Origin of the sequence: Bythopirellula polymerisocia (assembly GCF_007860015.1) — a bacterium.
In the GTDB taxonomy this organism is placed as follows: Bacteria; Planctomycetota; Planctomycetia; order Pirellulales; family Lacipirellulaceae; genus Bythopirellula; species Bythopirellula polymerisocia.
Genome location: NZ_SJPS01000005.1, coordinates 164,447 through 177,087, shown reverse-complemented (window position 1 = coordinate 177,087; position 12,641 = coordinate 164,447). Strand labels below are relative to the sequence as shown.

8 protein-coding genes are annotated in these 12,641 nt (G+C 54.0%); 4 read left to right on the top strand and 4 right to left on the bottom strand.

The features are described 5' to 3' along the window. Positions 1–51 precede the first annotated feature (51 nt). A complete protein-coding gene (locus Pla144_RS16605; RefSeq protein ID WP_146451822.1) occupies positions 52–1,287 on the top strand; it encodes a hypothetical protein in 1,236 nt (411 codons plus the stop codon). Between the two features lie 9 nt (positions 1,288–1,296). Here the strand turns inward: Pla144_RS16605 and Pla144_RS16600 are convergent, their stop codons facing one another. Next, a complete protein-coding gene (locus Pla144_RS16600) occupies positions 1,297–2,799 on the bottom strand; it encodes an adenylate/guanylate cyclase domain-containing protein (RefSeq protein WP_146451821.1) in 1,503 nt (500 codons plus the stop codon). Between the two features lie 200 nt (positions 2,800–2,999). Between Pla144_RS16600 and Pla144_RS16595 the strand changes: the two genes are divergently transcribed. The 3 genes from Pla144_RS16595 to Pla144_RS16585 are packed head-to-tail and all read left to right on the top strand — an operon-like array spanning position 3,000 to position 7,111. Next, complete coding sequence (locus Pla144_RS16595) at positions 3,000–4,283, top strand: 2Fe-2S iron-sulfur cluster-binding protein (RefSeq protein ID WP_197530755.1); 1,284 nt, start codon at positions 3,000–3,002, stop codon at positions 4,281–4,283. Between the two features lie 57 nt (positions 4,284–4,340). Continuing rightward, the gene (locus Pla144_RS16590) at positions 4,341–5,351 is read left to right on the top strand and encodes a cytochrome c family protein (RefSeq protein WP_231936413.1); all 1,011 of its coding nucleotides are present in this window, start codon (positions 4,341–4,343) and stop codon (positions 5,349–5,351) included. 14 nt (positions 5,352–5,365) lie between these two features. Next, positions 5,366–7,111, top strand: coding sequence for a cyclic nucleotide-binding domain-containing protein (locus tag Pla144_RS16585; protein WP_146451819.1), 1,746 nt, complete (start codon positions 5,366–5,368; stop codon positions 7,109–7,111). A gap of 835 nt (positions 7,112–7,946) precedes the next feature. Here Pla144_RS16585 and Pla144_RS16580 read toward each other — a convergent pair. The 3 genes from Pla144_RS16580 to Pla144_RS16570 all read right to left on the bottom strand — a co-directional run bounded on the left by Pla144_RS16580 (position 7,947) and on the right by Pla144_RS16570 (position 12,406). After that, entirely contained in the window at positions 7,947–9,032 is a 1,086-nt protein-coding gene (locus Pla144_RS16580) for a GNAT family N-acetyltransferase (protein WP_146451818.1), read from the bottom strand. Positions 9,033–9,449: 417 nt separating this feature from the next. Next, on the bottom strand, positions 9,450–10,844 hold the full coding sequence (locus tag Pla144_RS16575) for a Gfo/Idh/MocA family protein (RefSeq protein ID WP_146451817.1): 1,395 nt from the start codon (positions 10,842–10,844) through the stop codon (positions 9,450–9,452). Positions 10,845–10,987: 143 nt separating this feature from the next. Further along, positions 10,988–12,406, bottom strand: a complete 1,419-nt coding sequence (locus tag Pla144_RS16570) for an SUMF1/EgtB/PvdO family nonheme iron enzyme (protein ID WP_231936411.1) — start codon at positions 12,404–12,406, stop codon at positions 10,988–10,990. Positions 12,407–12,641: the final 235 nt, after the last annotated feature.

Here is a 12,641-nt window from a genome sequence, read left to right as displayed (position 1 = left end):
CCAACCGCCTACTAATTACTATTTTCCACTTAGGGAACAAGGATGTTCTCGATGCATGAAAGAACTCAGCGCCGTGTTTGCCGCGCCGTATACGTTCTCGCGTGCATTGTGCCGACGGTATTCTCAGTCGTTGGCGTGCTCTACTTTCATCGCCCGTGGCAGGAGCAGGACTGGCAACGTGTGCTGGAGAATAACCTGCACATTCGCTCCAGCATTTCAAAGGTGACTGCACCCTCTCCCGGAGAACGGCAACTCTTCGCAGTCCGCCTCGCTGATTTGCAATCAGATTCCACTCTCGCCACGGTCGATAAGCTGCACTTGCTGTCTGACCATTCAATCTTTGCAGATCAGATCGAATTATCTTGCAATAAGATGGACGATCTGACAAGAACATTGCAGGGCTGGCTCTCCGATGCTGAACTTCCCTCAGTAACTATCAAAGTAGACAAACTATTATTCGCGCGAAGTGCGAGCCAGGTTTTCGAATTGGCCAATGTGGTGATAGTCATTAAGGATATGAAAGCGTTGGATCGCAAGTTGATCGTCCAGGCCGACGTGGTAACTGCTGAAGCAGAGCGTGGGCACTTGCGATTTCAAGTTGAGCGAGCAGAAAACGGTAGCTGGGATTTGTCCCTCGACTGCCGAGAGGGTCAACTACCTGCTTGGTTCTTCGCGGATTTAATCCCAGGGGCGTCCAGATGGAACGCCGCCAATTTTACAGGCGCATTACAACTTCATACTGCCCAGGACTCCACAGAGGGAACTTTGCAAGGGACATTCTCACCAATCGATTTGCAAGAGTGGCTCGGCAACGATTCTCCGCACACGTTGCGTTCTACAGCGAGCCTGCAGTTTGAGACTCTCCACTTGCAGAAGCACCGCATCAGTGATGCAAAAGGGTCGCTCGAATCGGAGGCTGGCCAGATCAGCAGCTCTCTTACCACGGCACTGAGGAAGTCACTATTCTGCGTAGCAGGAAAAAAACTCTCTATAGCTCATGCCGCCGACGGACTATCATTTGAGAAGCTGGCCTGTAAATTCCAAATGAGTTCTGCTGGACTGACAGTCACAGGCAACTGTTCTGTCCCTTCGTCTGAAACGTCAGGATGTCTCATCCTAAGCGACGGCGAACCCATATTGTTGCAACCAACCTATTCCAATCTGCCTTTGCCTTACTTCGTACAAGTCTTTTGTCCTCTAGATAAGTATTGGCTCCCTGGGATGCGTAAGGCAACAGAGTTGGCTGAGGCCTTGCCCATGCCCGAGAGTGAGAATCTAAAGAAATAGTCTTCACGACTATTTCTCAAAAATATCGATCACACAATCCATCTTCCCGATGCCCTTGTCCGAAGCCCGACGACCGATTTCCGCATGCCGCATCGTAGCGGCCTGATGTGCCAAGAAACGTGCCGGGCTGACCGAGTCAGCCCTCACGAGATCAGACAACAGTTCCTCGGCATGTGTGAATTCTCCTGCCTCGTAGTTCCGGAGGGCATGGGAGTATTGATCTAACCGAGCCTTAACCTCCGCAGAAAAGCTTGCAGGATAAACTGCGAAAAGTTCCACCGGTTGTTCCAGCCCAGGGAGTCGCGCCGTACAAACTCGAAGAGAGAAAAAACGGTTCGATAACTTCTGCTGTGTTGGCCCGGTTATAAGGAGCGGTGTCTCGAGTTGTTTGGTGGCGGCCTGCACGCGGTTGGCTAGATTAACATTGCTTCCGCGGGGACCGTATTTCAGGCGGAACTTTGTCCCTGCATTGCCAACTAGCACCTCCCCTGTGTGGATGCCAATGCCCATTTCCAAGGGAACCTGCATTGTAGGAAGCCATTGCTCGGAAACTCGTTTTAGAGCGTCGAACATGGCTAGTGCTGCTCTGCATGACAAGTCTGCTTGCTCAGCCTGGTCAATTGGAGCGTTCCACATTGCGAGTAATCCGTCGCCATAATAGTCGACGACAATCCCCGCATGATCGATCACAGCGGCAGTAAAAACTTCCATCACATCCCCCAGCAATCGATAACACTCGGCGGGAGGCAATGTCTCGGCCAACGAAGTGAAGCCTCGAAGATCGGAAAACAGCAGCGTTACCTCGCGCAGCTGACCAGCAAGACACTCGGGATGGCGCTGAATATGCCCGACAACAGTTGGCGAAAAGGCTTGTTCCAATAACACACGGGTCCGTGCCGCCACCTTTTCTAGCTCGATGCGAGCGATACCCACGGCTACTGACTCGGCCAGCACTTGTAACATGCGTGCTTCGAAAGGCCGAATACCCCTCCGCCGATTGGATCCGTAATTATTGCGAACGCCATAAATGCATCCGATCAATTCGCCGGAAGAATCAAGAACTGGTGCGAGTGCCACAGCTTGCGTGTCAACAACTCCCGCTACGTTCGGCAGACTTGATTGATAACAAGCCACCGGATTGCCCGCGAGCATTCTCAAAACCGTCTCATCCGGCCGCACTTTTCCACTGACCGCACAGCCATCGTTTGCCAGCTCGTGCCACGATCCGCCGTGAGGCTGACTTGCATAACTCAAAACGCAGGCCGCATCGAGTCCAATCGTTTCGATGGCGAATCGTACGGCATCTAAAAAAAAAGCCGGTGAATCCGCCGATGCTCGATGCAACTGGGAAATGGCAGTTAGCCATTTGTTCCAGGTGAGCGACGAGGGACCCTCAATCGGCGTAGCATTGCCAAGATGTGGAGAGAAATTAGCGAGCGCAGCCTTACCCAGCAGAGGAGCAAAGTCGTGCGTGAAAGGAGGGGGCGAAGAGTCGAGCATCGTGGCTGCCATGCAGGCTCAGGAAAACAAGGGGTTCAGCGCTGAACAGCCCCTATGAGAAGGTAGGTTATTCCCTGCTCCAACCCTGCCCTCACGGTCCGCAGAATCAATACCACCCTCCGCTAGCTATGATGGCGATTTGTTCTCGACACACCTCGCAGGTTGCGAAATAATGCCGCTTCCCTAGTCTTCCGCCGATGCAGGAAGGCAAAATGACTCAAGACTTGCAAGGATGCAACGTGGATTGGCAATCGCTAGGAATCGTTTCAGGAGCCGCCCTGATTGGGGTGAGTGGCCTGGAGGCGCTTGCTACCATCGTGGGGAACCGATCCAGGACAAGCAGGCTTCGTCGTCGTTACCAAGATCAGCGCACTAGATTTGAGAAGCAACTAGCAGGTGAGCTGAAGTATGCTAGAGCTACCAAGCCAATCTACCGTGCCTGGGCTGGTGAAAGGCCCTTTCGTGTAGCAGCTATCGTGGATGAGGCTGTCGGCTACAAGAGTTTCTACCTAGTTGCCGCCGATGGCCGAGCATTACCACGATTCGAGCCAGGGCAATATCTGACCTTTAGTTTGCCCGTTGATCCACACCGAAAGCCGATCGTCCGCTGTTATTCGCTTTCCGATCGCCCCCGCGAAGATTACTACCGCGTTACCATCAAGAGGTCGGAGTCTCCACTCGAAAGAGCTGACCTGCCGTCTGGCCAAGGGAGCAGCTATTTTCACCATCGTGCGAAGGTTGGCAGCGAGCTGAAGGTGCAAGCACCACAGGGAGCTTTTTTTCTCGATCCTACCGACCATTTACCCATCGTGCTCATTGCGGGTGGCGTCGGTATCACTCCCCTCTTGAGCATGGCCAGTTCCATCGTCCATGAGCGAAGCTCCAGGAGCGTGTACTTCTTCGCTGGATTTCGAAACAGCAGTGAACACCCTTTTAAGAAGCAGATCGCATCGCTTGCCCAAGCCGAGAATATTCATAGCGACATCACCTACTCACGACCTTTGGCCGATGACAGGTTGGGCCGAGATTACCAATATCAGGGTCACATCAGCATTGTCCGCCTGCGACAGTTGCTCCCCTCTAGTAACTTTCGCTTTTATCTCTGCGGGCCTGCAGGCATGATGGAGCAACTTGTGCCAGGCTTATTGAATTGGGGAGTCCCAGAAAAGCACATACACTTCGAGGCATTCGGCCCGGCGTCGGTAAAAAGCTTGCACAAAAAAGGCAATACACTTTGCCAACCCTGTCGTGTCGAGTTTACCAAGTCGAACACCGAACTACTGTGGAAAGGTGATTTCTCGGATCTCTTGGACTTGGCCGAAGATGCGGGACTGGTACTTGATTCTGGGTGCCGTGCGGGCAACTGCGGACAATGTCTCGTGAAGGTTCGTAGCGGCAAAGTCGCCCACAGCAAGACACCGGGTGTTCCGCTGGGCGACGATGAGTGCCTCACATGCATCGGACAGCCTCAGGGTGAAGTGGTACTGGACGCTTAAATGGATCATTGTCTCGCCAAAATCAGAACGAAACACGAGTGGCATTGTCAGAAGGCAATGCTTCGTTGTTTTGCATCGTGCTTGTATTTGTACTGTTCTGCCTCTCTAGTCGCCGCCGAAGCCGAAAATCAGATTTATCAAATCATCAGTGACCCCGCCGAAATGCTGGGGCCCGACTCCTGTACGAAATGCCATGAAAATGAGATGCAAGCCTGGCATGCTACACCACACTTCACCACCTTCGACTCGCTGCATCGCAAAGCCGAGGCAAAAGCCATTGCCGATCGGTTGGGACTTGGCAGTGTGAAACGCAATGATACCTGCGTCAATTGTCATTACACTCAGCAACAGGTTGACGAGCGGATTCGTGTGGTCGCAGGAGTCTCCTGTGAATCGTGCCATGGAGCGGCAAGGGACTGGATCGCCTTACATAACGATTACGGTGGACCAAACGCCACCAAGGAATCTGAAACTCCTGAACACCGCCAAGAACGGATCGAGACCAGCGTTCAGGCGGGAATGAATAACCCAACCAATCTGTATCTCATCGCGCGGCAGTGCCTTGCTTGCCACACGACTCCGAATGAAGCGTTGGTAAACGTCGGAGACCACGCGGCTGGGAGCAAGGAATTCGAACTGGTGTCCTGGTCCCAAGGGATGGTACGACACAACTTTCTGCGCACGGGGGGAGCGGCGAATGCCCAATCAGCTCCTGAACAACTCCGCGTGATGTACGTTGTCGGCGTTCTGGCCGATCTCGAAGCAAGTCTCCGCGCCACCGCACAGGCCACTTCCAAAGCCCCCTTCGGCATAGCCGCGGCCCAACGGGCGGCCGGTCTGAAACGTAAGCTCTACGACATCAGCCAACGCGTCAGCGATCCCCATATCGACGATGCCCTGCATGCCGCATTAAGCGTACCGCTGAAGCTCAACCACAACGCCGAGCTCACGGCCGCCGCTGATTCTGTCGGGAAGGCAGCCTATAACTTTGCCGCTCAAACAGATGGCAGCTCACTCGCCGCAATCGATCCGCTCTTACCCGCGCCAGCCCAATACAAGACTAAATAGACCGCGAGACACTTATGTCGTTGTTAGAAGTAGCCGTCGAGCGACCACAACGCTGGGATGCACCCTTTGGCAATGCCATGGGTGATGCCGAAGTCGATCAACTCCTTGAGCTGGATCCCTTCTACGAGATGGACACGTCGGCGTTTCCTTCGGCCTTGCCCCTGCGAGAGATCCTCAAGAACGACACTCGAATCAATTACTACCCCAGCGGAGGCATCATCGTCCGCGAGGGGGACTACGGTAACAGTGCATTTCTCGTCTTGCGAGGTCGAGCGCAGGTGGTGCTATCGGGACTCGATCCCGAATTGCTTGGTAGGCAACCAAACCAAAAACAAGGTTTCCTGAAATCACTCGTCCGCATGTGGCGTAGCCCAAAACTGCCAGAAGTTCGTCAGGCAATCCGTGCGAGACAGGATTTTGTCGACGACAATATCGAAGAGGTGGCCGATCTCACCCAGACTCGAGTCTTTCTGCAAGATGTGCCACGAGTCTTGGGTGACTCTCGCACGGTGACGCTCAAGCCGGGCGAAATATTCGGAGAACTTGCCGCACTTACTCGTACACCTCGTACGGCAACGGTGTTGGCTGAAGGGGAAGCGTGGCTTCTAGAAATCCGTTGGCAGGGTTTGCGCGATATGATGCGACACACTGATTCGCTCCGTCAACACGTCGAACAGCTCTACCGTCAGAACAGCTTGCGGGTCCATCTCCGTGAAACGCCTCTCTTGTCGCAGTTGCCCCCCGATGCCTTGGAGAAGGTTGTCGCGGATACCGTCTTCGAGTCACATGGCAACTTTGAATGGCACGCTACCTTTGATGTTTCTCGTCAGATGCGGCCTGAAGCAATCGTCACTGAACCATTGATTGCGGAAGAGGGTTCCCCTTGCGATGGCATCCTGCTGGTCCGTTCGGGCTTTGCCCGGTTGAGTCACCATTTTGGAAGCGGACATCGCACGGTTGCCTACTTGGGCAAGGGGCAGGTGTTCGGACTTAGCGAGGCGATTCAGTCCGCCATGGGAAGTGAAATAACCTCGTTAACTCATTCCATGCGGGCACTCGGCTACGTCGACGTGCTGCGCATCCCTCAGCAAGTACTCTCAGAGCATGTTTTCCCGTACTGTTCGCGAGAGTCGTTGGCTGAAGTTGCTATGAAGCACGCAGTCTCCTGCACCACGGAGCATTGCCAGTCTCGTGACGGGCAACTTGGCGATGAACAACCGCGAATCGATACCCCGCTCTTGGAATTCCTGGTCGAGCGACGGCTTATCAATGGCCAACAAGCTATGGTCATTGATCTCGATCGTTGCACACGATGCGACGATTGTGTGCGGGCATGTGCCGCGACCCACGACAACAATCCCCGCTTTGTTCGCCAGGGCCAGCGCCATGGGCCGTTCATGATTGCTCAGGCCTGCATGCACTGTGCGGACCCGGTCTGTATGATTGGCTGTCCCACGGGAGCAATTGGTCGCGATATAGCCACTGGCATCGTGCGGATCAACGACCTTACTTGCATTGGTTGCAGCACGTGTGCCAATAGCTGTCCTTATGGCAATATTAACATGGTCGAGGTCCGCGACACGAGTGGAGCCATTCTTGTCGACCAAAATACCCAGCAGCCGATCCACAAGGCGACCAAATGCGACCTGTGTGCTGATCAGGTCGGTGGGCCAGCGTGTCAACGTGCCTGTCCCCATGACGCGCTGGTGCGTATGGATTTGGGAAACTTGGCTCAACTTTCTGACTGGGTCAGTCGCTGAAACTTCCGCAGCATACTTCGCTCAACTGGGGATCTTTTCGGATGAAGCATCCGCCGGGCGACCGCGGCATGCGCGAAGCCAGCAATCTTTGCTCGCTTCTGCGCACCGGGGCAGGGGTTTTGTCACGGTCTTTTCGTAGAATTCTTTTTTTACAAAACAAAACTCCCTCTTTTTCTATTAGTCATGCTCGCTTCAACTCATTGGCAGGACACGACTTACGTGGCATACGACTCCTTAGGTTTTTGTGAGTTTTGTAACACAAAACTATGGCTCCGCGTGACAAAACTAAATCGCTTTGCGCAATCGAAGGTCAGGTACTCTACCGACGGATCTCTAGCCCAGTCGCTGCGAGCGAGGTGGCTACCTGAGCTAGAGTGGAAAGGGTTCAATTGTCAAAGATCTGCGCAGCACGAACGTGGGCCACGGCAACTTTTGCAAGGCTGATTCTAACAAATCGCGCGGCCAAAAACTTGCGCAAAGTTACGACAAACTGTAGGAACAAAAAAAACCGCTAAATACCCCCAGGTTTCGGAGCCACCCCACTGCGATGAAACCAACGCATACTTTACTCGGATGAACCTCATCTGGCTGGGTAGAAAGAGGCAAGCCAGGGCGTCTACGTCAACGGCAGAGAAACGCCCCCGACCATTCACTCAAGTCCGGTACTTCCCCCCCGAAGGAGGGTGTTTTAGGGCGTCAAGGCCACATCCCTATGTAGCGGCGGTCGATAGAACCGTTCCTGTAAGAGTCTGTCAAGTTAGAAAAGACAAATGTGGTAACTTTCCATTTTGCCGGCGACTGTGCTCGAAGTTTCGCCAGCGACGAGAGCAGTAAATCACGGCATCCCCCGCGTGATCCAAGGCCCCAGCCACCGCGTGGCGTAGACCGGCAAGCAACCCCACAGCTTGATCGGCAAATTGAACTTGCCTCCCGCGCGTCGTAGCGCCTCGGGCGAACCGCGGCGCAAATAGTGCTGCACGGCCGCAGGCTGAGGTTTTGCGCCAAAGCGTTTCTTGAACGTGTAGACACTGGAACCGACAGTCGGACGCCCGAAATCAAAGAGTCGATTGCCGCGCTGCTGCGCGCGCAGTAACGCCTGCCAATGCAGCCAGGTGTTGACGCCGGTGGAACGCAACTCGGTAAGCGAGGCGCTGCGGTGTATCTCGGAGAACCCCTGACCATGTAGCACCATCGCCGCCGCGACCGGTCGATCTAGCTGCCGCACGACGATCAATTCGGCCCGCTGCGGAAAGCAAGCCAGAATCCGCTCGAACAACACCATGCTATCGGTGGGCGTTCCGAAGTCGCGCATGCGCCGGGTGTAGATCGTGTAAAATTCGTCGAGAATTTCCACGCCCCCCCAAGTCCCACGAAACGACAATTTCTCCGCCTTGCGGACCTGATTACGAACTTTGGTGCCGACTTGGTCCCACAGCAGGCCTTCGTCCGCAGGCAACTCCATCAGCATATGGGCTTTGTCGGTGACCACGTGTTCCAGTTGCGCATGTGGTATCAAACGCTGGTGGCGCAATTCAAGAAAATCGACGTTCAAATCGTCGGCGAGCGCAATGGCTTGATCCACCAAATCGAGCGCCGTCGCGGGATTGTCCGCACAAACACCCCCGCTACTCACATGCGGGAGGCTCACCAGAAACCGTCCGAAGAGTGGACCGGCCACCAGTGCCAAAGGGAGTATCCCCCTGACTTGCCCACCATAAATCGCTTCCAAACAGTAGGGCACATGCCCTCGCCCTTCAGCCAAGATCAACAACCACGAGGGATCACGATTCAGCGGTCCCGCACCCTGACGCGCGAGAAATTCTTGCCAATAGCTCAGCCGCGTGCGCAGTTCGTTATGGGCCACAACATTGATTAGAGGTTGTGTGCCAAACGCTTTCTCGATGACATCGATGTGACCCATACTGAAAGATTGCCAGGACGTGGGGAACCGATCAGAACTCACAATCCTTCTAGTATAATCTGGATGAATTCTTGATGGTGGCCTTCTCAGCGCATTATTTCAGCGTTTTTCTGAGCCATCACCGGATTCCCGCCGACCACCTCGCAGGCGGTTTCGCAGTGCAGACTCGTCGATCATCAATCCAACTGACTGATAGGAGAATTGATTCCCGCCGCTACAAACGAGCACTAATTAGAATTGCACTGGTCGGCCCCATATCACCAGCAAGCTGCTTGAGCCTTTAACCCCCAGCACAAGATAGCGGCGAAGATAACGGGACATTCTACTCTCATTTCGGAGAGAAATCGGGGCAGATCGTTTTTTTAAAACCGTTCTGCCCCCTTTTTCTTCCAACGCGTTAGGTGACGCTACCAGCCCTTAAGTCAATAACTCATACTCCGCGTCTCGAACAATACCCGGCTTAGGTATCGGGTAACGACCGTCGGCGTCGGGCATCACTGGGGCGGGGCCGTTGGGAGTAAAGTCGGCGATGTTTGGCGCGAGTTCGTGCGGCCAATCGAGCGCCTGCTGGAAGGTAATTTCCTGGCCCGTGTGTGCCGCAATGCGGCCCATATTGCCGACGAGGCTGGCTTCGACACCGCGGGGGACTTCGTTGTAGGGACGATCGTTGACGATCGCATCGACGAGGTCTTGCCACTCAAGTTGGTAGGGGTTCTGTTCTGGCTGAGGATAGGCCCAAACGATATCCCGGCGATTTTGCCGTTGGCCACTGAACGTGCGAACCTTGCCTGGTGTATGGCCTGCCTCGCTGACGATGGCCGATCCCTTGCTGCCATGGACGGTGCTCGACATGTCGTTGCGACAGCCGGTCATGGTGCGGCCGTCGAAAAAGAATTTGGAACCGTCGTCGAAAGTATACTCGACAGCATATACATCGAAGTTTTGATCGACGTATTTATCGCGATATTCCCGACCGCCAAGGGCTTGGGCTTTAACGGGCCAGGCATTCTTCATCCAGCAGACCTCGTCGATCTGATGAATATAAAAGTCACTGAACAAGCCACCGCTGGCCCATAAAAAGCTGTGAAACCGTTCGATCTGCCACATCAATTCATCACGATCAGCAGGTTTGGCCGTTGAGAAACACGAGCCAACTGGGCCGTGCATTCGATAGGCCCGCATGGCAATCAAATCGCCAATCTCTCCGTCGGCAATTCGCTGGTGTAATTCTTGCCGCCCGCGACAGTGACGAACCATGAGCCCCACGCCGCATTTAAGATTCTTGGCATCGGCTTGAGCAGCAAGTTCATTCATCTGCTTGGCAGTGATACCATCGGCAACAAGAGGCTTTTCCATGAACACATGGAGGCCTCGTTCAATCGCATACTGAAAGTGGAGAGGTCGAAACGCAAGTGGCGAAGCGAAGATAGCAATGTCGCCAGGACGCAAAAGGTCCATTGCCTTGCGGTACGCGTCGAATCCAACAAACCGTTGATCTTCGGGGACATTGACCTTGTCGGGGTCGCTTTCAGTGAACTTCGTAATTTCCTCGTGACTGGAAGCAAGACGATGCTCGAATACGTCGGCCATGGCGACAAGTTGCAATTCAACGTTGTCGTTCTTCACGTATAGTGCATCTCCAGCAGCACCGGTTCCACGCCCCCCACAGCCGATGAGGGCAAGTTGAATCTTATTGCCTGCACCTTCAGCAGCGTGGACACTTGGAAGCGTCAGAGTGCTCAGTGCCGATGCTGCCCCAGCGATTTTAATAAACTGACGACGGTCGGATTGTGGGTTGAATTGGTTTCTCATGGTCATTCTTAGGGAGAGAGAGTAGGTTGAGGTGAGTAGTGGGCAAGAAAGAGGGTTGATAAGAATCAACCGCAATCCTACACGTTTTACTTATAATATCCCAAATCTAGGTATCTGACAAAGCACAAGCTAAAATTGTTTGGTCACCGCTTGTTAGTTGCGCTATTCCAATAAAACTCCATCTCTTCGGCACTTGGGGTTTTCAGTGGTCGGACGATCCGAAAACCTAGCCAACGGGCATCTGTATGATACCAGATACTTTTGGGTAATTGGGGATCTTGCTGTTTCCATGCCGGATCAGAACCAAATCGGTAAGCCGAGCGCAAGTGCTCCGGATCGTCGTACCAGCTACCCCCACGTACAGTTCGCGGGTAGAGTGTTTTCGGTCTGACCAGCGGGTTCTCAGCGTTCCCCTCCAGACGCTCGAAATAATCGGGTAAATACTGGTCGATCGTCCATTCGCTGACGTTGCCATGCATGTCGTACAGGCTCCAGGCGTTCGGCTTTTTCTGGCCCACCTTTTGATACTTCTCATTGCTGTTGTCATAGTACCAGCCATATTGATCAAGTTTTTGCGGGTCGTCGCCAAACGAGTAGGCCGTCGTTGAACCGGCGCGGCAGGCGTACTCCCACTCCGCCTCGGTCGGCAGACGATAGAAGTGGCCTGTTTGGGCGCTGAGCCATTCGCAATACTTGCTGGCGGCATGTTGCGTCATGCTGATGGCCGGATACCCGCTCTGCCCCATCCCGAAACTCATTTCGATATAAGGTGCTGTCGGTTGGCTGATCGCGTCGACCAGGCCGTGCTTGACCGGGTCGTAGTCGGTGCGAGCACCGTTCTTGTGCCGGTCAACTTTTGTGATCATAAACGGTTCGTACTCGTCCCAAGTAACTTCATGCCGACCCATCCAAAATGGTGAAATGGTTACTTCTGACTGGGGACCCTCGTTAGCTTCCCGTAGAGGCTCATCAGGGGGACTACCCATGATAAACTTGCCCCCCGGAATTGCCTCCATCCAGAATTCGACACCTGTCTTGGGGATTTGTTCCTGGTAAGCCTTCATATCAGATTCTGAAGTTTCGCCCGAATGTTTGTCTATCGTTGTCCAGATTTTTCGCACAAGTTCCCGGTTGTCGGGAGATTCAGACTTCTGCGGAACAACTTCGCGTGCGTTAAGAGTGACCTCGCTCGGCCATTCGGCACCCTGGGCGATCCATTGCTTGACAAGCTCAATTTGCGCCTTCTCCAGCGGCCCGTCGGGCGGCATGATCAGATCGTCGTCAGCAGGCAACGTGATGTATGTGTACAACAGGCTCTCATCAGGTTTGCCTGGGACGATCGCCGCCCCACTGCTGCCACCCGTCATGGCAGTCTTCAGAGTCTCCAGTCGCAGCTCGCCATCGGCTTCGTCGCCGCTATGGCAACTAACACACGCCGTCTCGATAATCGGCTGAATCTGGGTGCGGAAGTCTACCCCCGAATTCGCCGCCGCAAAATGATTCAGCGTCAGCATCGCTGCGAGCAAAGTAACGACCGATACCGAATTAAAACGGGTATTCATATGTCTAGATTTCAACCAATTCGAGAACAAGACTAGCAGGGGCATCCTCCAACCCTCGGCGTCGACCACAGGGTACTGACAAGCAGTGAACGCGTGTTTTTGCCGCAATTATTGCTCAGGAGCATAACAACTATTGTAACCCATGGCCCCCTTCGCATTCAATTGAGTCTACTTTACCTATGAAATCATGCGAAGTATGCCTGGCAGCGATGCGGAGCGCCAGCGCACCAGAGCG